At 36.8% G+C, this 21,478-nt stretch carries 15 protein-coding genes; 8 read left to right on the top strand and 7 right to left on the bottom strand.

Annotated elements, in window-relative coordinates; all coding sequences use genetic code 11:
* Positions 1-8: 8 nt before the first annotated feature.
* Both ACM6F9_RS03035 and ACM6F9_RS03030 read right to left on the bottom strand, forming a co-directional pair.
* Entirely contained in the window at positions 9-1,973 is a 1,965-nt protein-coding gene (locus ACM6F9_RS03035) for a M4 family metallopeptidase (RefSeq protein ID WP_414844350.1), read from the bottom strand.
* 369 nt (positions 1,974-2,342) lie between these two features.
* On the bottom strand, positions 2,343-3,560 hold the full coding sequence (locus tag ACM6F9_RS03030; RefSeq protein WP_414844349.1) for a DUF5103 domain-containing protein: 1,218 nt from the start codon (positions 3,558-3,560) through the stop codon (positions 2,343-2,345).
* A 70-nt stretch (positions 3,561-3,630) separates the two neighbouring features.
* Between ACM6F9_RS03030 and ACM6F9_RS03025 the strand changes: the two genes are divergently transcribed.
* On the top strand, positions 3,631-4,269 hold the full coding sequence (locus tag ACM6F9_RS03025; RefSeq protein WP_414845093.1) for an MBL fold metallo-hydrolase: 639 nt from the start codon (positions 3,631-3,633) through the stop codon (positions 4,267-4,269).
* A 101-nt stretch (positions 4,270-4,370) separates the two neighbouring features.
* Here ACM6F9_RS03025 and ACM6F9_RS03020 read toward each other — a convergent pair whose 3' ends face one another.
* From ACM6F9_RS03020 to ACM6F9_RS03010, 3 genes are read right to left on the bottom strand one after another with little or no spacing between them, the layout of a single operon-like run.
* Entirely contained in the window at positions 4,371-6,800 is a 2,430-nt protein-coding gene (locus ACM6F9_RS03020; RefSeq protein ID WP_414844348.1) for a TonB-dependent receptor, read from the bottom strand.
* Between the two features lie 23 nt (positions 6,801-6,823).
* Entirely contained in the window at positions 6,824-8,305 is a 1,482-nt protein-coding gene (locus tag ACM6F9_RS03015; RefSeq protein WP_414844347.1) for a trehalase family glycosidase, read from the bottom strand.
* A gap of 2 nt (positions 8,306-8,307) precedes the next feature.
* Positions 8,308-9,537 (bottom strand): MFS transporter, encoded by a 1,230-nt coding sequence (locus ACM6F9_RS03010; RefSeq protein ID WP_414844346.1) that lies wholly within the window; start codon positions 9,535-9,537, stop codon positions 8,308-8,310.
* Positions 9,538-9,660: 123 nt separating this feature from the next.
* Between ACM6F9_RS03010 and ACM6F9_RS03005 the strand changes: the two genes are divergently transcribed.
* Positions 9,661-10,566: an AraC family transcriptional regulator gene (locus tag ACM6F9_RS03005; RefSeq protein ID WP_414844345.1), complete on the top strand. Its 906-nt coding sequence runs from the start codon at positions 9,661-9,663 to the stop codon at positions 10,564-10,566.
* A gap of 106 nt (positions 10,567-10,672) precedes the next feature.
* Here the strand turns inward: ACM6F9_RS03005 and ACM6F9_RS03000 are convergent, their stop codons facing one another.
* Positions 10,673-11,227, bottom strand: a complete 555-nt coding sequence (locus ACM6F9_RS03000) for a thioredoxin family protein (RefSeq protein ID WP_047378998.1) — start codon at positions 11,225-11,227, stop codon at positions 10,673-10,675.
* Between the two features lie 310 nt (positions 11,228-11,537).
* Here ACM6F9_RS03000 and ACM6F9_RS02995 point away from each other — a divergent pair, with 310 nt between their 5' ends.
* The 4 genes from ACM6F9_RS02995 (at position 11,538) to ACM6F9_RS02980 (ending at position 18,463) form a co-directional block, all read left to right on the top strand.
* Entirely contained in the window at positions 11,538-12,134 is a 597-nt protein-coding gene (locus ACM6F9_RS02995) for a TetR/AcrR family transcriptional regulator (RefSeq protein ID WP_414844344.1), read from the top strand.
* 363 nt (positions 12,135-12,497) lie between these two features.
* Positions 12,498-13,658, top strand: coding sequence for an efflux RND transporter periplasmic adaptor subunit (locus ACM6F9_RS02990; protein WP_414844343.1), 1,161 nt, complete (start codon positions 12,498-12,500; stop codon positions 13,656-13,658).
* 41 nt (positions 13,659-13,699) lie between these two features.
* Complete coding sequence (locus ACM6F9_RS02985; RefSeq protein ID WP_414844342.1) at positions 13,700-16,882, top strand: efflux RND transporter permease subunit; 3,183 nt, start codon at positions 13,700-13,702, stop codon at positions 16,880-16,882.
* A 168-nt stretch (positions 16,883-17,050) separates the two neighbouring features.
* Positions 17,051-18,463: an efflux transporter outer membrane subunit gene (locus ACM6F9_RS02980; protein ID WP_414844341.1), complete on the top strand. Its 1,413-nt coding sequence runs from the start codon at positions 17,051-17,053 to the stop codon at positions 18,461-18,463.
* 351 nt (positions 18,464-18,814) lie between these two features.
* Here ACM6F9_RS02980 and miaA read toward each other — a convergent pair whose 3' ends face one another.
* The gene (miaA, locus tag ACM6F9_RS02975; protein ID WP_414844340.1) at positions 18,815-19,735 is read right to left on the bottom strand and encodes a tRNA (adenosine(37)-N6)-dimethylallyltransferase MiaA; all 921 of its coding nucleotides are present in this window, start codon (positions 19,733-19,735) and stop codon (positions 18,815-18,817) included.
* Positions 19,736-19,909: 174 nt separating this feature from the next.
* Between miaA and ACM6F9_RS02970 the strand changes: the two genes are divergently transcribed.
* Both ACM6F9_RS02970 and gmk read left to right on the top strand, forming a co-directional pair.
* On the top strand, positions 19,910-20,767 hold the full coding sequence (locus tag ACM6F9_RS02970; RefSeq protein ID WP_414844339.1) for a YicC family protein: 858 nt from the start codon (positions 19,910-19,912) through the stop codon (positions 20,765-20,767).
* Positions 20,768-20,853: 86 nt separating this feature from the next.
* Positions 20,854-21,417, top strand: a complete 564-nt coding sequence (gene gmk, locus ACM6F9_RS02965) for a guanylate kinase (protein ID WP_414844338.1) — start codon at positions 20,854-20,856, stop codon at positions 21,415-21,417.
* Positions 21,418-21,478 lie beyond the last annotated feature (61 nt).

Genomic DNA, 21,478 nt, shown 5'->3' with positions numbered 1-21,478 from the left:
TTTGGTGTTTATTTTTTAATAAGGTTTCCTGCTTTTTGTCCGTTTACTGTTACAATATATACTCCTGGAAGCATATTAGAAGGTAATTGGATATTCAGCTTATTGATACCATCTGTCATTTCAACTTTTTCAGAAATCTCTTTCTTACCAGTCAGGCTTACCAGTTCTACAATTCCTTTTCCGGCTTTACCTTCGAAATTCACAGTGAATCTATCTGTTGCAGGGTTTGGACTTATTGTATAAAGCTGAGTATCTGTAGCTGCTACTTTTCCAGCTGCAGAAGTTCCGCCTCCTACACCTACTGCGTTCCAGGCATTTTTAACCTGAGTTACTTCATTGCTGGTAGCTCCATACAAATCAGTAGCTGCCTGAATAGAATAGGTTCTTGCATTTGCATAATTGGATGATGACGTCAGATAGGTTGTTAAAGTTCTGTAAGCAATAGCTCCGGCCTTATCCAGTCCAATCCCGGAAACATTATAAGCGAAACTGTTATCATTAGTACCTGAACCTCCTGTTACCAGTAAATAATACCAGAAATTAAGTACTCCTGAGTTGGTGTGTACCCAGCAAGAATCATTATACCCTGGCAAATTAGGATTTCCCTGAGGAGTACAAGAACTGCTTGCGTCTTTCCAATATTTTCCTTTATAAGTATCCGGCTGGCTATAAGCATTTGGATTTGCCATATCTCTGATTACATAACTGAAATCTTCACCCAGCGTCCAGCTTGCCTGAGTAGGTCTCGCCCAACGTTCTATTGAGTTTCCGAAAACATCAGAGAAGCCCTCATTCAATGCCCCGGACTCTCTTTGATACGCAAGATTGGCTGTTTTAGAAGTCATACCGTGAGTAATTTCATGACCACAAACATCAAGAGCCGTTAGTGGTTTTCCTCCGTTTGTTGTAGGGCTTCCATCTCCATACGTCATTCTTGAACCGTCCCAAAATGCATTGAAATAATTAGTAGAATAATGAACATAAGATTTGATTGCAAAATTATTATTATCTATACTTTTTCTTCCAAATTTTGTATAGTAATAGTCCAGAGTCATTTCTGCTCCCCAATGAGCATCGGTAGCATACTGATCTTTATTGGTGTTTACGTTATTCCATACATTATCAGTATCTGTAAAGTCTACCGCCGTTGAATAATTGGTTCCTTTTTTCAGGTTATATGTTTCTACAGCAGTACCTCCGTTTCTTCCGGTTTCTCTTAATCTGTAGCTTCCGTTATAAGAGTCAGCAACAATAGATCTGCTTCCGCTGTACCCTGTTGTAGCCGTTCCCGGAGTATTTACTTCGTGGATGATGGCATCTGTTCCCAGTATTTTACCATTTTTGGCATCTACAAAAACATACTGTCTGCTTAATGGTTTTTCAGCATAAATATCGAATTTGTAAGCGAGTGTTAAATCATTCAGTTTTTCATCTGTAGGATCTGAATAATATACCAATTCGCCTTTAGGAGCAAAGCTTGCATTAGAATTATTGGAATCTCTTTTTAAAAATTCTTCCTCTTCTCTGTTTTGCCATTTGTAGGATTCTGCTCCTATGAATGATAAAGCATTTTGCAGTGCAATGTTTTCAGAAAGATTAGCTTTCTTTTCAACTCCTTTCGGAACATTAAGAACCCATTTTCCTGATTGTCCTACGATTTTTCCGTCTTTTGTCTGTACAGCCATCATTCCGTATTCTACAGGAATATCGTTTACAGTCTGTTGGAATCTATGAGTTTCAAAACCCAATGCATCTCTTTCTAAGCCTAGCTTAAGTCCTTGTCCTTGAGAAAGCCTTTGTGAAGCTTCATCAAATAAAACAGGGCTTCCCTGGAATGCTGGTGCATTTTTTTCAAATCTCATAAATTCTGCATGTAAGCCGCTTTTACCCGGATCTAATTTTGATGGTTTGTTTTGTGCAGAAACAAAAGAGAAGGCAGCAACGCTTGCCACTAAGATAAATTTCGTTTTCATAATAATATTTGGTTGATTGTGACGACGAATTTATAAACTTTTCACAATAAAATGATATAAAACATGATAAAAATTCAATTGATATTATAAATCAATAAATAAAACACAATGATGATTTTAAAACAAAGAAAATTATTTAAATATAATTTTTCTACAATGTAATTTTTGTATTAAAATATTTAATTAAAATCAAAATTTTGTGAATTATTATTTTTCACCATGAAGTGCATTATTTTCGAAAAATTTTATATAAATCTGAAATTTTAGGGTTTAACATGTTCAATATTGGTAAAAAAATAAGGACTATCTTAAAAGACAGTCCTTATTTTATGTATATTTTTTTATTTAAAATTATATCAAATCCATTGATTAGCGTTTATTAGCAATGGGTGTTCTGAATTCACCATATCCCATCAAGCCATCATAATTTCTCCCAAAAGGAGCATAATAAAGAAATGCCTGATAAAGGTTTTCCGTCTGCCAGAAATTACCATTCACTTCTCCAAAATTCAAACCGCTTCCATCTTTTGTGACCAAAACATAGTTATAAAAACCTTGTTTCAGGAATATTTTAGCCACATATTGTTTGGTAGCAGCATCATACTGCATCTGATTTTCTTTGCTTGGCAAAAAGTTATTAAACCCACCTAATACATAGATCTCTTTATCTACAGGGTCAGATTCCAGATAGAAATGTACCCATGAATAATCAGCTTCTCTTTCTGCATCTCTTTCTCTTCCTAAATCATTTCTTCTGTAATACCAGGCTCCATTCACATCCGGCTGATATTGGTAATTTAAAGGAAACGCCCATACCGGATGCAGATAAGTCTGGTTGACATCATCTTTTATTTCGGTTACACGTACCATATCGGCTGCCATATTCATATTTTTATTATCGAAATAATAAAATTCATTATCACCAGGAAAAGTAAGATTCATCTGTTGGAAAAGAACCTGATTTCCTAAAACACTGCTTGGTTTAAGATTGGAAATGACCATATTCGGGTTGTTATTCTGCATCACATTCATCGTGATTGAATTGATGTTGGAAGAAATATCTCCTCCTTTTGGAGAAACATTCACTTCTACCCTTTGGTTGAGGTTTGGCTTTTTTGCATCCGCAAATCTTGAAATATTTAAAGCTACAGAGGTTACATCTTCTACCAGATAAAATCTTTTTTTGAAAAGAGGCTTGTCTGCAGAGTCTTTGTAAACAATCAGTTCATAGTTCCCTGACACCTTAAGCTGGATTTTATCATTCGGAAAAACCAGTTTATAGTGGGTATAAGCCTGTAATGTGTTAAAAGAATACTGAAACTGATCCAGAAGTGCATTCATACTTCCGGTAGCAAATTCTGTAAAAAAAAGATTATCTTCATTCCAGTTTCTGTCATAATGTTTGAATGTATATCTGTAGATCTGACTGCCATTGGTAAGATCATCAAAACCCAGAACCAGCTGTTCGCCAATTTTAATTACCGGGGTTTCATCATTGGTCTGAGGATTGAACAGCTGAACACTTTGGATATTTTGTCCAAAAACCAGTCCGCTCAAAAAAAGTAAGAGTATTCGCAAAGTTTTCATTATGACGAAGATAGCGAAAAATAGCCATTTTCTTAATAATATCGTATTTTTGAATAAAAAATATTCAGATATGCTTCAGATTCAAGGTTTCGTATTCAACTTTGCGAGCGAAAATACGTACATCATTTATAACGAAAATAAAAATGCGTGGTTAATTGATCCGGGAAATATGAGCGGACAGGAAACTCAGGCTATAGACAACTTCATCAAAGAAAACGGTCTGAAAATTCAGAAAATACTTTTAACACATGCTCATATCGATCATGTATTCGGGCTTCAGTGGGCTTTTGATACCTTCAAAGTTCCTGTGAATATGCATCAGGAAGATCAGGAAGTACTGGATATGCTTCAGGCAAGCGGAGTAAGATTCGGAATGCAGATAGATCCTGTAAAAGTGGATGTAGAATACATTAAGGAAGGTGATGAACTGGATTTGGATAGTGAAAAGTTTAAAATTTACCATGTTCCGGGACATTCTCCGGGAAGTGTGGTATATCATAATGAAAATCAGAAATTCATGATTTCCGGGGATGTTCTTTTTGAAGGCAGTATCGGAAGAACAGATTTATATAAAGGAAATTATGATCAGCTAATTGAGGGTATTAAATCAAAACTATTCATTCTAGATCATGATACTCAGGTTTTCTCTGGACACGGAAACCCAACCTCTATCGGATTTGAGAAACAATATAATCCGTTTTTGAAATAAAAGATTTCTCATCAAGAAACATGAGGTTAATTTTTAAATAAAATATGAACCCACCAGAATATTCTGGTGGGTTCATTAATAAGAAGAAAATAGAGTTTACTTTAGAAATCTAAAGTAATGGATGCTCTTACAGCGGCTCCCATGATAGGTCTTGCCATAATGGTTCCATCTCCGTTTGGTGATCCAGCTCTTGGATCTCCTTCTGTGATACCAATGGTATTAAAGATGTTGGTTCCATCAACTGCAAAGCGTATTTTTCCTAACTGATAAGATGTACCCGCCCCGAATTCTGTGAAAGCTGGTAAGGTTTGTACATTTTTCTCATCCTGGAAACGTTTTCCATAGTAATTCATGCTTGCATAGGCTCTCCAGGCTTTTGTAATATTAACTGCCGGTGAAATATTAAAGAAAAATTTCGGCATTCTTCGTACTACATTTCCTTCAAGAACGCTTCCTGCTTCAAGATTTTTATATTTAGGACTCTGAACGGTTCCGTTGAATGAAACTTCTAAAATATTATTGAACAGACGGGCATACCCTTCAAATTCAACCCCGTAGTTTTGTGTATTCGCAAATGTATTTTCAGATTTTCCATTAGAGAAAATATCTGTGAAAGAAAGGTTTTTCAATGTAGAATAGAACGGAATCACTGCGATATCAAAAGTACGCGAGTAATACTTGTACCCTACTTCCAGCTGATTGGTTGTTACAGATTTTAACGGTTTATCAGGAGTTGGGTTGGAGAAATAATTATAGTATGCTTCTTCATTCGGTGATCTGAAACCATTAGAAAAACGAGCGTACACTGCATTTTCTCTGTTGATTTTATAATTAGCCGCTAAAGTGAAAGACACTTTATCAATATTATAATTCCAATACGTGTATTTGTTTCCTAAAACACTCATATTATCATCAGCAGTTGTCGTGTTGAAACCGTGAGTTCCATCAGTTGTTAACCCTGAATTATTTAAATTGCCAGTAGTTGTATTGGCGAAATTCCCTTTATAATAATCGTGGCTGTAACGAAGACCTCCGTTTACACTTAAAGCATCGGTAATATTGTAGTCCAGGTTTACATAAAGATCATTCAAACTTCCCTGAGTCTGAGTGTCTCTCTGTAAAAATGTCATACTCGTCACTCCGTTATATGTTTTTGAGTATCCATTATCCAAAGGGGTAAGAGAAGTATCCACAAGGTTCAGCAATTCCGGTCTGTCTGTTGCAGTTGCCAGAATATTGCTCCAGTTCCAGTATTGATGAGACTTCCAGTTAGACTTATAGAAACCTGCGGTAACATTTCCTTTGTCGAATTTATAGTTGAACTGTAAGTCATTCACAAAGTTATTCATCTGCTTGTCAATAGCCCAGAAACCTAATTCCTGTACATTGGCCGGATTTACAACAGCTCCGTTACTTACTAATGAATACTGATAATTATTTCCGGCAATTCCACTGCGCTTGGCAAAATCACCTGCTGTATATGGAGCTCCTGCAGGGAAAATCCCTGTATAATTCATGTTGATATTCGTATATCTTGTTTTGTTTAAAACACTGAAGTTATTTCCAAGATCATATTTGAACTCAGCACCCAAAACATCTACTTTCGGATGAATTCCGTCTTCAAGATTTCTTTTGAAAAATCCTCCTCCGGCTTGTGGGATATTCAGCTGGCTGATTGATCTGTAACTGTAGGTTCCATAGTTTGGATCAAAACCTGGAAATCCTTTCAGATCATCTCCATTTTGGATCAAAGGAATCGGAAGGAAGAATGTATTTCTGTCATCCAGTTTTTTATAATATACCTTTACATAGCCTTTATCAAAGACATACTTCAGGTTCATTCTGATCTGACCACCATCATTGGCTTTGAAACCCGTTTTTCTGATTCCACTGTCTGTTCTGTAGAAACCACCAATATTGAAGAATAATTTATCCTGAACCAATGCTCCGCCTACATTAAGGTCTGTACGCATCAATCCGTAAGTACTTGTTTCCAATTTTGCAGTTCCTCTGAAATCATTGGTTCCTTCTCTCGTAATAAAGTTGATAAGTCCTCCTGGAGAATTGGTAGCAAAAATAGACCCTGAGCCACCTCTCAAGGCTTCCAGACGGCTTACCGAATTATCTACACGGAAAAAATTATCCGCATTAGCAAATTGAAGCGCTCCATCTTCAAAAACCGGAAGACCGTCTTCCTGTACCTGTACAAATTCATAGGCACCTGCAGAAGGAATCCCTCTTGCAAAAAGGTTATTTCCTACTTCACCTCCTGAAGTTTCTACAGCGAATCCGGGTACTCTCTGTAATAAAGCAGCTGCACTGATAGGATTCTGTTTCTGAATTTCTTTAGCACTAAATGTAGAAATCGCAGTACTGGATTCTATTTTTTTCTTAGGACCGGAATTTCCGGTAATGACAATCTGATCTATAGAAGAAACTTTTGCCGAATCTTTCGGAGTTTCCTGGGCATAAGCATTATTAAAGTATAATGTAGCTGTTGCGGCGATTAAAAAGATCGATTTTTTTTTCATAGCCATATCTTTTATTGTTAGTTTCAGTTTTGTTGTAATTGTAAATACACTCCATTGGTCCAACCGAATCCGTCCTGATTGGGGTATTCCCCGCCGCCTGCTATTGTTTCTGTGTCTAATGCATTGTATTTTTCCATCAGTTTACCGGTATTTTTATAGACTCTTTCTACATTGGAACACCAGTTATTTTTAATTTTTTCTGCCAGTTCATCAAAGCCATAATTTTTCATGGCTTTAAATCCTAACCATTGATAAGGAGCCCATGCATTGGGAAGATCCCACTGCTGCCCTGAGTTTTTAGTTGTAGTAACAAGCCCTCCCTGATAGAGAAACTTTTCAGCAACAGCTTTTGCAACCGCCTCAGCCTGCTCCTGATCTGCAATCCCAAGGAATAAAGGGTAAAGAGCAGCAATATGTTCAGACGGTGTTTTTGTGTTTTTTTTAGTGTGATAATCTTTATAATTGTTAGTATTTCCATCCCAGAAATATTTATTGATCATCTGTCTTCGGCTTGCTGCTCTTTCTGAAAAATAATTATTTTTTTCACTCAGATTTTGAAGTGCTGAAGATTTTGCCAAAGTCATTTCCAAATGCCACAAAAGGCAGTTCAGATCAACCTGTGCTAAGTTCAGCGTTTCTATCGTCTGTATATTTTCTCCGTCTGCAAACCATCTGCTGGAAAAATCCCAGCCTGATTCGCAGGCACTTCTTATGTTTCTGTAAAATTCGTCACCTGAAGTGGTCTCATGATCTTCAATGTCGATCAGATAACTTTCGGGACGTGGTGCATTTTCTGCGTCATAGTAACGGTTTAGAATATCTCCGTCTGTTGTTTTAACTACTCTTTTTACACTGGATCCCTTTTCAAGCCATTCTTCGCCATTCATCCAGAAAGCATATTCTTTCTCCAGTGTTTCGTGATATTTCTTATAAATTTCCTCGTCTTGCGTCGTTTCAAAAAGAAGATCCAGCATTAATGAAAAATAAGGGGGCTGCGATCTGCTCAGGAAATGAGTCCTGCTTGCATTGGGAACAAATCCTACATTTAAGATCAGAGAAGAACAGTTTTCAATAATGTTTTCCATCATTTCTATTCTTCCTGAAACCTGTAATCCCAGCATAATAAAATAGCTGTCCCAGTAAAAAAATTCATTAAAACGGCCTCCCGGAACAATATAAGGCTTGGGTAATTTTAAAAGCGTTCCTTTTTCTTCATATGCTGTACGAGTCAGTTCATCCCATAACTTTTCAATATGTTCACCAATTGGAAGCTGTTCTTCTCTGTGTACAGAAACTCTTGCTCCTAAAAAATCAAAATGAGTCATCACAAAATCTTTCAGATTAAAACCTTCGGTATTTTTTGATTTTTCATAATCCTCATTAATCTTTGCAATAGGAAACAGAGGAACTGCATCTGTCATCATTTTCTGATCTTCAAAAACTTCAGATCTCTGTACCGCATCAAACAGACTTTGAATTTCGTTTATGTAAAGTTGGTTACTCATTGTTATTTTTTAGGATTAATTTTTAATTTATTCATGAAAACCGCAGATGTGATCAGTAATGAAAGCGGAATCAGAGAAAGGTAAAATGCCTGCTGTCCGCTGAACTCCTGAAACACAAAACCGGTAATGATAGAACCTATCGTTCCTCCGATTGCTGAGAAAACAACAATCAATCCTGACATCGCACTGTGCAGATATTTCGGAATAGATGCCAGAATTACAGAATTAATACTTGGATAAATAGGTGCCAGCAAACCTCCCATCAAAGGAAATAAATAGACAACCAAAGGTGCATTCATCCAGTTTGTATTCGTATCGATATGAATATTATGTGTCAGTGGTAAAACAAGCAGTAAACTGATAGCAAAACCAACCACACAGAAAGAAACTACATAGATCCAGCTGAATTTCTTAGAGAAGAATCCCGACAAAAATCTTCCCAATGCAAAGGCTCCTGCTAAAACGGCACCTGCCTGGATACTCATAGATGTAGGTACTTTTAAAATTTCTTTATAAAAAGTAGGCGTCCAGGTCTGAAAGCTCTGCTCTACCAGTACAAAAAGGAAAGCACATAATAAAAAGCACAAAACCTTTTTATAACTGAATAAGCTTACACTGTTTTTCAAGTCTCCCAAGAGATCTGTTTTCTCACTTTTAGCTTCCTGTTCGTTCAGTTTTGAAAAGAATAAGAATAAAAAAGATAAGCTTGAAAGTCCTCCCAGAATCCAGTATACATTTAACCATTCTGTAGATTTCGGATTATGATCATCTATATATAAGCTGAATAAAACATTTCCGGCCAATACTCCAATCATGAAAAAACCTTCCAAAAATCCCATAAAACTGGAATGTTCCTTATCTGTTTCCGTAACCAGTCCAATAGAAGTAAAAACCGATATTTTAATCAATGCAAATGAAACTCCCACTGTCGCAAATAACAATTTGAATACCCAGAAGTCATTGGTAAACGGCATTACAAAACACATACAGCTTACCAGCAATAAAGCAGTCAGCATTGATTTTTTGATTCCTATCTTCGGAAGAAATGAAGCCAGAATGAAAGAACATATGGCAATCGGAAGATCTTTGAAACCTTCCAAAATGCTGGCCGAAGATTTTGAAATCCCAAAATTCTGCTGTACCTGTAGGATAACTGTTCCTACAGAATTCAGAAGAATTGCGAAGACAAAATAGTTTAAAAATAAAACGGCCTTGATGTTAAGATTTTTCATTCAGGTTATTTCTTGTCGGCTAAGATAGAAGCATTTCTGTTAACGATAATTTAACACAGTAAATCAATATTTGAACTATATTAATATAATTACTATTTTTAGCAAATAAATATGATTAATTAAATGAAAGTTACTTTTGAAAGGGTAATCCCTAATGAAAAGAGTTCATTCCGCACTATTCATAATAACTCCCCCATTTCAGAATTTAAATGGGAGTACCATTATCATCCCGAAATTGAGCTGGTATGCGTCATTTCCGGGAACGGAACCCGCCACGTAGGATATCATAAAAGTAATTATACAAATGGAGATCTGGTATTGATTGGATCCAATATTCCGCATTCCGGATTTGGATTGAATTCTATTGATCCGCACGAAGAAATTGTGCTTCAGTTCAAAGAAGAAATACTTCAGTTTCCTCAGCAGGAAGTAGAAGCCAGATCTATTAAAAATCTGTTGGAACTTTCAAAATACGGGATTCATTTTCATCAGAAAGTAAAAAAAGTAATGCTTCCCAAACTGAAACTGATGCTGGAATCAGAAGGCTATAAAAGATATTTATTATTGCTTGAAATTCTTTTTGAGCTTTCAAAATGTGAGGATTATGATCTTTTAAATAAAGAAATCATGCCCTATACCATTATTTCAAAAAATAAGACCCGCCTTGAGAATATCTTCACCTATGTAGAACATCATTACGACAAGGAAATTGATATTGAAGATGTTGCAAAGCTAGCCAATCTTACTTTACCGGCTTTCTGTAATTTCTTTAAAAAAGCGACACAGATTACTTTTACAGAGTTTGTAAACCGATACAGAATTAATAAAGCCTGTCTGCTGATGGCGCAGGACAGATCTATTTCAGAATGCAGCTACCAGTGTGGCTTTAACAATGTAACGTATTTTAACAGGATGTTTAAAAAATATACAGGAAAGACACCTTCAGAGTTTATCAGAAATTATTCTCACAGCAATGTCAATGTAGATATCAAGGCTGAAAAGGAAACTAAAACTAAAGCAAGCTTTTAATAATTTATTTAGACTCCTACTATGAATCAACAAAAAACAAAAAAGCCGCTCCGAAAGAGCAGCCTTGTATTATAATGAATAAAACCAGTAACTAAATAACCAGCAATTATTTCCATTTAATATTGCATCCCATGCTAGGTCTTTGAATTTCTTCCTGAGCTTCTCCAGCCAAAAGATTTTCAAAAGCAATAATCAGATCCTCACCTGTTACATCTTTATTATTTCCCGGTCTTGAATCATCCATCTGGCCTCTGTACACAAGATCAAGCTTATCATCAAAGAAATAAAAATCCGGAGTACAAGCAGCCTCGTAAGCTTTTGCTACAGCCTGGCTTTCATCAAATAAATAAGGGAAATCAAAATTTCTTTCAATTTGGAATTCGATCATTTTTTCAGGAGAATCTGCCGGATATTTTTCAATATCATTAGCATTGATGGCGATAAATTCTATTCCACGCTCGTTATAATCTTCATATAATTCATTGATCTTGTCGATCACATGAAGAACAAACGGACAGTGGTTGCACATGAAGATCACCAAAGTTCCTTTTTCTCCTTTCAGCTCATCCAAAGACTGAAGTTCATTCGTTTTTGACGGGTTAGGAAGTTCAAAAAACGGTGCTTTTGTTCCTAATGCCAGCATATTTGAGGGAGTATTCATATCCTTTTTTCTTTACCGCAAAGATAGATATTTCTTTTATTAATTAGGAAGAAGACATTTTCATTTTTAATAAAGTAAGGAAGCGGGAAGCTGAAGTTGGGAAGATTTTAGGCTTCAAAAATAGTTATAGTCAAATTCTATTATTACAGTATTCAATCCTAAAAACAACTTCCAGCTACCATTCTTCCAGCTTCCAGCCTTTGATTTACTTTTCTTTAAATAGTCACCCAATCTATAAAAGTCATAATATCCTTTGGAAGTTATATTAAAAAGTTTGTAGTTTTGCTAACGCTGTTAGTAAATAAATATCATGGGTCTACATGAACGCCGTCAACGAGAAAAAGAATCCATCCGTGCAAATATTTTGCAGGCTGCTTTTACGTTGGCTAAAACTGAAGGCTGGGCATCACTTTCTATGCGAAAGATAGCAGACGCTATTGAGTATAGTGCCCCGGTGGTGTACGATTATTTTGAAAATAAAGAAGCTATTTTATTTGAAATTTCTTTAGATGGCTTCCACAAGTTACATATTGAATTATTAAAAGCTCAGCAGAAACACAGTACACCGGAAGAGCAGCTTGTTGCCATTGTGGATGCTTACTGGAACTTTGCTTTTAAAAACAAGGAATATTACCAGCTTATGTTTGGTCTTGGAATGCAATGCTGCGGAAAAGGTCAGATGAAAAAGGAATTCTCATCATTTCAGGAGCTTATCTATGAATGCACTTATGAGACTATAAAGAAAAACGGATCCAATCCGGACAATGCCTGCCATATGTCTCACGCTCTGTTTTCTGCCGTACACGGAATGATCTCTATTATGATGATGCGTACAGCTGATATCCCTTCTACGATGAATAAGACTACATTGGACGAAACAGTTTCGGCTTTTATTAAGTCTTTGTAAATTTTTTTTGAATTAAAAATTAACACCGTTAGGAAATTTAACGCTTAATTAATTTAAATTATTCTGTTTTTCCTGATTAAAAACGCAATCATTTATGGAACCATTCATAGAATTCAGTTGTTAAAATTAGTCATTTTTGCTTATAAATTAACACTGTTAGTAAAATTAACACACCTTACACCATCATTATATACTTAAATACATTAAAAACAATTTTCAATTATGGAAACAATCGACTTCATTGGACATTAAAAATTCTGTAATTTTTTTTGAACTAATTATTAACACTGTTAGGAAAAAATACAGCATTTATTAAAACACTTTACTTACCTCTAACACTTCATTAAAAAAATTAAACCAACAATGAAATTACCTGGAAAAACAAGGTTTATTGTACTTATTGCAAGTATAATTCTTTTACAGAGCTGCACAAAAGCCGCAGAAGGAACCAATGCCGCACCTCCAGCTCCAGAACTTCCGGTTTATACCGTTATTACATCACCCGCTACTACATATCAGGAATTCCCAACTGCTTTGGAAGGGAAAAACAACGTAGAAATCAGATCTCAGGTAGACGGATACCTGGATAGAATCTATGTAGAAGAAGGTGCTTATGTAAGAGCAGGACAACCGTTATTTAAAATAGATTCAAGAAGCTACGGTGAGCAGATGAATATGGCTCAGGCCAATCTTCAGGCTGCCAACGCTAATATTCAAAAAGCAAGAGTGGAAGTAGACAGACTTCAGCCGCTGGTTGCTGCAAAAGTAGTTTCTGATGTGCAACTTAAAACAGCAAAAGCCAATTATGAAGCTGCTGTTGCGGCTGCTTCACAAGCCAGAGCTTCTGTAGGAAGCGCTAGAATCAATGTAGGATTTACAACAATTACCGCTCCCGTAAGTGGCTATATCGGAAGAATTCCTTACAAAAAAGGAAGTCTTATTTCAAGAACAGATGTAAATCCATTGACATTATTATCTGATATCAGTGAAATCTACGCCTATTTTTCTTTAAGTGAACTTGACTTCATTGCTTTCCAAAATAAATATCCGGGAGCAAGCTTAGAAGAAAAACTGAAAAATATGCCGATGGTAGATCTTGTCATCGCCGATAACAGTACTTATCCTGAAAAAGGAAGATTAAGCATTGTAGACGGACAGTTTGATAAAACTACCGGAGCCATCAGTGTACGTGCCGTTTTCCCTAATGCCAACGGAACTTTAAGAACCGGAAACACGGGAAGAGTGCGTATGCCTCAGCTGATCTCGAATGCAGTGGTTATTCCTCAGGAATCAACATTTGAAATTCAGGATAAAACCTATGTCTATGTGATGGATAAAGATAAAAAAGTAATGGGAAGACCTATTAAAATATCCGGAAAAACGGACAGCTATTACTTTATTTCTGAAGGACTTTCCCGTGGAGAAAAAATCGTATACACAGGAATTGGAAACTTAAAAGACGGCGCATCCATCAGACCGAAAAATATTTCGTCTGACAGCTTATTAAAAGCGAAACCATTATAGTCCTTTCCGAAAAACAGAAGACTTAAAAAAATAAACTTCTTATGTTAAAACAATTTATAGAAAGACCGGTCCTTTCAACGGTCATCTCCATAATACTTTTATTATTGGGAGCTTTGTCTCTCTTTAATTTACCGATTGCCCTCTTTCCGGACATCGCTCCACCAAGCGTTCAGGTAACGGCATTCTATCCTGGAGCTAATGCTGAGGTGGTAGCACGTTCGGTTGCCACACCTATTGAGGAAGCTGTGAATGGGGTTGAGAATATGACCTATATGACTTCCAACTCCAGTAATGACGGTACTATGACACTTAGTGTGTACTTCAAGCAAGGAGCAGATGCTGACAATGCTGCGGTAAACGTACAGAACCGTGTATCAAAAGCAATGAGCCAGCTGCCTCAGGAAGTAGTACAGGCCGGGATTTCAACCCAGAAGGTTCAGAACAGTATGATCATGTTCATGGGATTAACCAGTGAAAATGAAAAACAATACGATGAATTATTCCTTCAAAACTACCTGAAGATCAATGTAATTCCACAGATACAGCGTATCCCGGGAGTTGCACAGGCTCAGGTATTCGGAACAAGGGATTATTCTATGAGAATCTGGCTGAAACCGGATCGTCTGGCAGCCAACAATCTTTCTCCACAGGAAGTTTTGGGAGCTATTAAAGATCACAACCTTGAAGCAGCTCCAGGGCGTCTTGGACAAGGTAGTAAGGAAACTTACGAATATATCCTTAAATATAAAGGAAAACTGAATAAGAATGAAGACTATGAAAACATCGCTATCAAAGCGAACAGTGATGGTTCTTTCTTAAGATTAAAAGATGTTGCACGAGTAGAGTTCGGATCTTATACCTATACTGCTACCAACAGAGTAGACGGAAAACCGGTTGCCGGATTTGCGATCTTACAAACTGCAGGTTCTAATGCCAACGAAATCCTGACCGAAATTGAAAAGCAGGTGAAAGTAATGGAAACCACGCTTCCAAAAGGAGTGAAACCCATTATCATGTATAATTCCAAAGACTTCCTTGATGCTTCGATTCATCAGGTTGTGGAAACACTTGTTATTGCCTTCGTATTGGTATTTATTGTAGTATTTATTTTCCTTCAGGATTTCAGATCTACATTAATTCCTGCTATTGCCGTACCTGTAGCCATTATTGGTACATTCTTCTTCCTTCAGTTATTTGGTTTCAGTATCAACATGCTTACTTTATTCGCATTGGTTCTGGCCATCGGTATTGTAGTGGATGATGCCATTGTAGTGGTAGAGGCCGTCCATTCTAAAATGGAACAAACAGGTATGCCGGTAGAACAGGCTACAATGAACTCGATGAGTGAAATTTCAGGAGCCATCATTTCCATTACATTGGTAATGTGTGCCGTGTTTATTCCGGTTGGTTTCATGCAGGGACCTGCAGGGGTATTCTACAGACAGTTTGCTTTCACATTAGCCATTGCAATTTTAATCTCAGCAGTGAATGCATTAACATTGAGCCCGGCATTATGTGCGATGTTCTTAAATGATCCGCAGGGAGAACATGGTGAACACGGTCATAAAAAAGGTTTTGGAGCAAGATTCTTCAATGCTTTCAATGCCAGCTTCAACAGCATGACCAGAAAATATATCTACAGCCTTAAGTTTTTAATTAAAAATAAATGGGTTGCTATAGGAGGTCTTGTTCTTATCACAGTGGCAAGTGTATTTTTGATCAAAAAAGCACCATCAGGATTTATTCCTACTGAAGATCAGGGATTCGTATTGTATGCAGTAAATACGCCTCCGGGAAGTTCACTGGAAAGAACGCACAGAGCGACGGCGCAGATTGATAAAATTATCAACGGTGAAAAAGCCACCAACCACCTTTGGGTAGCAGATGGGATGAACTTCATCAGTAATGCCAACGCTTCTCCATATTCTGCAGGTTTCATTAAGCTTAAAGATTATGACAAGCGTGGTGATATGAAAGATCCAGATCAGATTGCAGCAACATTAACAGGAAAGGTAAGCCAGGTGAAAGATGCCAATGCATTCTTCTTCAACTTCCCTACTGTACAAGGTTTTGGTAACGTTTCCGGATTTGAGTTCATGCTTCAGGATAAAACGAATGGTTCTTTCGAACAGTTGGGAACAACTACGCAACAGTTCATTGGAGAGCTGATGAAAAGACCTGAAATTGCATTTGCCTTTACAACTTATGCAGCAGGAAATCCTCAGTATACGATTGATGTAGACACGGATAAAGCCAATCAGTTAGGTGTTTCTGTAACAGAATTGATGCAGACTATGCAGATTTATTTCGGAAGTAGCTTTGTATCAGATTTCAACAGATTCGGAAAATATTACAGAGTAATGGCTCAGGCAGATATTCCTTATCGTACAGATGTCAATTCCCTGGAAGGAATTTATGTAAAAAATAAATCGGGAGAAATGGTTCCTGCAAAAACTCTGGTAACGTTAAAAAGATCTTTCGGTCCTGAAACGGTAACAAGAAATAACCTTTTCAACGCAGTAACAATTAATGGAACTCCAAAACCTGGTTACAGTACCGGAGATGCCATCAAAGCTGTAGAAGAAGTTGCTCAGCAGTCCCTTCCGAGAGGATATGGATATGAATGGACCGGGATTACCCGTGAAGAGATTAAAACAAGTGGACAAACTTCATTTATCTTCTTCCTAAGTATCCTGTTCGTATACTTCTTACTGGCAGCACAATATGAAAGTTATATCCTTCCGTTTGCCATTATTCTTACGATTCCAACAGGGATTTTCGGAGTATTTGCATTCACAGGATTAGCAGGAATTGATAACAATATTTATGTTCAGGTAGGATTGATCATGCTGGTCGGGCTACTCGCCAAGAATGCCATCCTGATTGTAGAGTTTGCCGTACAGAGAAGAAAAGCAGGTAAAACATTAATTGAATCTGCGCTTCAGGCATCAAGACTACGTTTAAGACCAATCTTAATGACCTCTTTCGCTTTCATCGTGGGAATGCTTCCATTGGTATGGACGCAGGGTGCTTCTTCAAAAGGAAACCATTCTATCGGGTATAGTACAGTAGGCGGAATGCTTACAGGAGTAATATTAGGAATCTTTATCATTCCGGTAATGTATGTGGTATTCCAGTATCTGCATGAAAAAATGCCAAGCAGAAAAAAGAAAAGACTTCTGAAAAAACAAATGGAGGAAGAACTTTTAGCTGCTAGTCACTAATAAAAAAATGAATAACAAAAACTTAGAGAAAATTTTAAGATTAAAAGATCAACTATTCTCTTACTAATCTTAATGGTTTGAAAAAGCTAACTATTTTCTCCTACTAAAGACAATTTTTGCCTCAAAAAACCTCTCTAAGTTTTGTATTCAATTAAAAGTTTAAAAACTATGAAAAGAGTAAAAAATATAATTCTAACATTCGTACTGGCTATAGGCTCTGTTTCATGTGTGTCTAAACTGGCATACGCTGAGCCCGAGCTTCCTCTTCCGGAGAAATTTCAGTACACCGCAACTGCCGACACAGCCAGCATAGCCAATCTGGAGTGGAAACAGTTTTTCAGCGATCCAATTTTACAGGGATTGATTGAAAAAGGAATTAAAAACAATTATGACCTTCAGATTGCCCTGAAACAGGTAGCTGCTTCACAGGAAAAACTGAAACAGGCAAAATATATGCAATATCCGGACGTTGGCTTCGGAGTAAGCGGACAGATTTCAAGACCTTCCAAAAACAGCATGAACGGACAAAGCTTAAATTTATTTTTAGGTTCAAGCCATGTTGAAGATTATAATGCAGCCTTCAACCTTTCATGGGAAGCTGACATCTGGGGGAAAATCAAAAACCAGCAGGAAGTTTCAAGAATGCAGTACCTTCAGACGTATGAAGGTTCAAAAGCAGTTCAGACCCAGGTAGTAGCAGCTATTGCACAAGGGTATTATAATTTGTTAATGCTTGACAGACAATTGGCTATTGCAAAATCCAATCTGGAACTGAGCAGCAATACCCTGCTAATCACGCAAAAAATGTGGGAAAGTGGTGACAATACCTCTTTAGGAGTACAACAGGCATCAGCACAAAAACAAGCAACAGAACTTCTGATTGCTCAGCTGGAACAGAATATTGCTATTCAGGAAAATGCATTGAGTATTTTAACTGGTGAGCTGCCTAATAAAGTAAACAGAACCATTGAAATGTCTGATACTTCATTACCTCAGAATATCTCCGCAGGACTTCCGGCAGCTATGGTAAGCCGCAGACCGGATGTACGTCAGCAGGAATTGGTTTTATTAGAATCCAATGCGATGGTTGGAATTGCTCAGGCCAATATGTATCCGGCACTGAAGATTACAGCTAATGGAGGGGTTAATTCATTCAAATTTGATAACTGGTTCCAGATTCCGGCTTCGTTATTTGGATCCGTTTTAGGAGGAATTACCCAGCCTATTTTCCAGAAAAGACAATTAAAAACAGATCTGGAAGTAGCAAAAATTCAAAGAGAGAAAAATGTACTGGCATTTCGTCAATCAGTATTAAATGCTGTGGGAGAAATTTCTGATGCTTTGGTTTCCAATGAAAACTTAAAAGTTCAGGAACAGAAAGCCACAGAGCAATCTTCCACGTTGAAAGACGGAATTAAAAGTGCACAACTTCTTTACAAAGGAGGTTCAGCCAATTACCTGGAAGTGATTACAGCACAAGGGAATTCCCTACAGGCAGAGTTGAATCTGGCTTCCATTAAAAGACAGAGATTAAGCAGCATTGTAGATTTATACAGAGCGCTGGGCGGCGGTTGGAAGTAGTAAATTAAATTATATTTGTTTTAAGATGCGGTTCTTTTCAGGACCGCATTTTTTTACGATTTCATCAATGAAATAAATAATCATTGAACCATTAAGAACATTTAAGTTACTAAGCTTAATTAAGAAAAATCAAATAGATTTTTAAGACTATACTTGATAGAGCCAAGTTAAAAACATTCTGTTTGTCATTCTGACGAAGGAAGAATCTCTTTAATTGTTACTGAGATTCTTCACTCCACTTTGTTCCATTCAGAATGACAAACTAAGCGCTTAGTTTCTCCGCACGCTATGTCATTCCGTAGGAATCTATATTTTCAAAGCTTACAGAGCCTCTTAATAATGTAAAAGCATTTACTTATCAAACTCCTCCGCAAGCCATTTCAGCAAATCTTCGTAATCTTTTTCAGAATATCCCAACTGTAAATAGTGAATATCATCCGCCTTTCTGTACCACGTCAGCTGGCGTTTTGCATATCTTCGACTGTTCTTTTTAATTTCTGAAACTGCAAAATCAAGATCCCACTCTCCGTCAAAATATTTGAAAAGTTCCGCATATCCTACTGTATTTAAAGCAGTCAATTCCTTGAATCTTTCAAGCCCTTTTACCTCATCCAGCAATCCATTTTCCATCATAATGTCCACTCTTCGGTTGATTCTTTCGTACAGTTCTTCCCTTGGAGCTTCTATTCCGATTCTGATCACATTAAAATCTCTGCCATTTTGAGAAACCGAAATGTGTTCAGAATATTTTTTATCCGTTTGCCAGATAATATCAATGGCTCTCAATAGCCTGCGGTGATTGTGAATATCCACCACGCTGAAATACTCAGGATCAAGTTCCTGTAAAATTTCCTGAAGTTTTTCTATTCCCTCCTGCTCCATGATAACCTGAAGTTTCTCTTGGTTTTCCACATTAGCTTCTGGAAGATCATGCAGACCTTCTATCACCGCTTTTTCATACATCATGCTTCCACCAACAAGAATTACGGTATCATGTGTTGTAAAAAGTTCATTGAGTTTTTGAAGCGCATCTTCTTCATATTGTCCAATAGAATAATATTCTTCCACCGAAAGGTTTCCGATGAAATGATGAGGTGCACCTGCCAATTCTTCTTCCGAAGGAGCAGCCGTTCCTATTTTCATTTCTTTAAAAAACTGACGGGAATCACAGGAAATAATCTCCGTATTGAAATGCTGAGCCAAATCAATTGCCAATCTCGTTTTACCAATTCCGGTGGGTCCTACTACAGAAATTAAATTTTTCTTTTTCACAGCGCTAATTTACAAAAACGAGTTTATTTAATTTGCTGGAAGATGGAAGCCTGAGGCTGGAAGTTAAAATTGGATCTATAACAATCTTCCCGCTTCCCGCTTCCATCTTCCAGCCATTCAACATTAGCCAAACTATAGACTTAATTGTTTATCTTTGTAGAACAATAAAAAACTATGATTTTATCAATGACCGGATTCGGTAGAGCCGAAGATGTTTTTGAAGGAAAAAAAATTACAATTGATATTAAATCTCTGAACAGCAAGAGCTTTGATTTGAATATCAAAATTCCTTTACGTTATAAAGAAAAAGAATTTGAAATCAGAAAAATTCTTAACGATAGAATTATCCGTGGAAAAGTAGACTGCTACGTTAATATTGAGAATCTTGAAGAGTCCAATGATGTAAAAATTAATAAAAACTTAATTGACTCTTATATCAACGAACTTAAAAACATAGCTTCTGACGGCCCCAATTTCGAATACCTTAAAATGGCGGTAAGACTTCCTGATGCTATTACATCAAGACCTGACGAATTGACGGAAGGGGAATGGGAAGCTTTGGCTAAAATTGTTCACAACGCCGTAGACAGATTCGAAGAATTCAGAAGAACTGAGGGCGGTATTCTCCATGAAGAATTAAACAGAAATATTCAGAATATCGACAAGTATCTTGGAGAGGTGATTCCTTTTGAAGAAGAAAGAATTGTAAGCGTGAAAGAGCGTTATCAGAAATCTTTGAAAGAATTCGAAAATGTGGATGAAACACGTTTTTACCAGGAAATGGCCTACTTCACCGAAAAACTTGATATTTCTGAAGAAAAGGTAAGACTTGCCCAGCACCTGAAATATTATAAAGAAGTAATGGACAATGAATCTTTCAACGGAAAAAAACTGGGCTTCATTTCTCAGGAAATCGGAAGAGAAATCAATACTCTTGGTTCTAAAGCCAATCACGCAGAAATCCAGAAACTGGTAGTGATGATGAAAGATGACCTTGAAAAAATTAAAGAACAAACGTTAAACGTATTGTAATGATAGGTACGAGGTACGAGATGCGTGGTTGTCATTTCTAAGACAAGAACCCGAAACTCGGACCTCGTAACCCGAAATTGTAAAAAATGGATAAAGTAATTATATTTTCAGCACCATCAGGGAGCGGAAAAACTACATTAGTAAAGCATTCACTGGAAACATTTCCTGAACTGGAGTTTTCTATCTCATGCACAACGAGACAGCCGAGAGGAAATGAAATTCATGCAGTGGACTATCATTTTTTGACACCTGATGAATTCAGACAAAAAATTTCTGAAGATGCTTTTGTAGAATATGAAGAAGTATATACTGACAAATATTACGGTACTTTAAAATCTGAAGTAGAAAAAATCTGGAAGCAGGGAAAAGTAGTTATTTTTGATGTAGATGTAAAAGGAGGTATCTCGCTAAAAAAATATTTCGGTGAAAAGGCACTGTCTATTTTTATAGAACCACCTTCCATTGAAGAATTGGAACGAAGATTGATCTCCAGAGATACAGATGATGCAGAAACCATAAAAACCCGTGTAGCAAAGGCAGAAGAAGAAATGACCTATGCAAGCGAGTTTGACAAGATCGTGATTAATGAAGATCTTGATGCAGCTAAAATAGAAATAGAAAGTTTAATAAAAAGTTTTATCAGTAATTAATGGCTGGAAGATGGAAGCAGGAAGATGGGAGTAATTAAATATTCTCAAAATCTAACTTCTA

The sequence above is a fragment of the Chryseobacterium sp. IT-36CA2 genome (genome assembly GCF_949767875.1).
Lineage (GTDB): Bacteria > Bacteroidota > Bacteroidia > Flavobacteriales > Weeksellaceae > Chryseobacterium.
This window is presented reverse-complemented; position numbering and strand designations above follow the sequence as displayed.

Bases quoted from the DNA above. Each gene is read 5' to 3' on its own strand.
- ACM6F9_RS03035 (WP_414844350.1), bottom strand. From the start codon at position 1,973: ATGAAAACGAAATTTATCTTAGTGGCAAGCGTTGCTGCCTTCTCTTTT.
- ACM6F9_RS03030 (WP_414844349.1), bottom strand. From the start codon at position 3,560: ATGAAAACTTTGCGAATACTCTTACTTTTTTTGAGCGGACTGGTTTTT.
- ACM6F9_RS03025 (WP_414845093.1), top strand. From the start codon at position 3,631: ATGCTTCAGATTCAAGGTTTCGTATTCAACTTTGCGAGCGAAAATACG.
- ACM6F9_RS03020 (WP_414844348.1), bottom strand. From the start codon at position 6,800: ATGAAAAAAAAATCGATCTTTTTAATCGCCGCAACAGCTACATTATAC.
- ACM6F9_RS03015 (WP_414844347.1), bottom strand. From the start codon at position 8,305: ATGAGTAACCAACTTTACATAAACGAAATTCAAAGTCTGTTTGATGCG.
- ACM6F9_RS03010 (WP_414844346.1), bottom strand. From the start codon at position 9,537: ATGAAAAATCTTAACATCAAGGCCGTTTTATTTTTAAACTATTTTGTC.
- ACM6F9_RS03005 (WP_414844345.1), top strand. From the start codon at position 9,661: ATGAAAGTTACTTTTGAAAGGGTAATCCCTAATGAAAAGAGTTCATTC.
- ACM6F9_RS03000 (WP_047378998.1), bottom strand. From the start codon at position 11,227: ATGAATACTCCCTCAAATATGCTGGCATTAGGAACAAAAGCACCGTTT.
- ACM6F9_RS02995 (WP_414844344.1), top strand. From the start codon at position 11,538: ATGGGTCTACATGAACGCCGTCAACGAGAAAAAGAATCCATCCGTGCA.
- ACM6F9_RS02990 (WP_414844343.1), top strand. From the start codon at position 12,498: ATGAAATTACCTGGAAAAACAAGGTTTATTGTACTTATTGCAAGTATA.
- ACM6F9_RS02985 (WP_414844342.1), top strand. From the start codon at position 13,700: ATGTTAAAACAATTTATAGAAAGACCGGTCCTTTCAACGGTCATCTCC.
- ACM6F9_RS02980 (WP_414844341.1), top strand. From the start codon at position 17,051: ATGAAAAGAGTAAAAAATATAATTCTAACATTCGTACTGGCTATAGGC.
- ACM6F9_RS02970 (WP_414844339.1), top strand. From the start codon at position 19,910: ATGATTTTATCAATGACCGGATTCGGTAGAGCCGAAGATGTTTTTGAA.
- gmk (WP_414844338.1), top strand. From the start codon at position 20,854: ATGGATAAAGTAATTATATTTTCAGCACCATCAGGGAGCGGAAAAACT.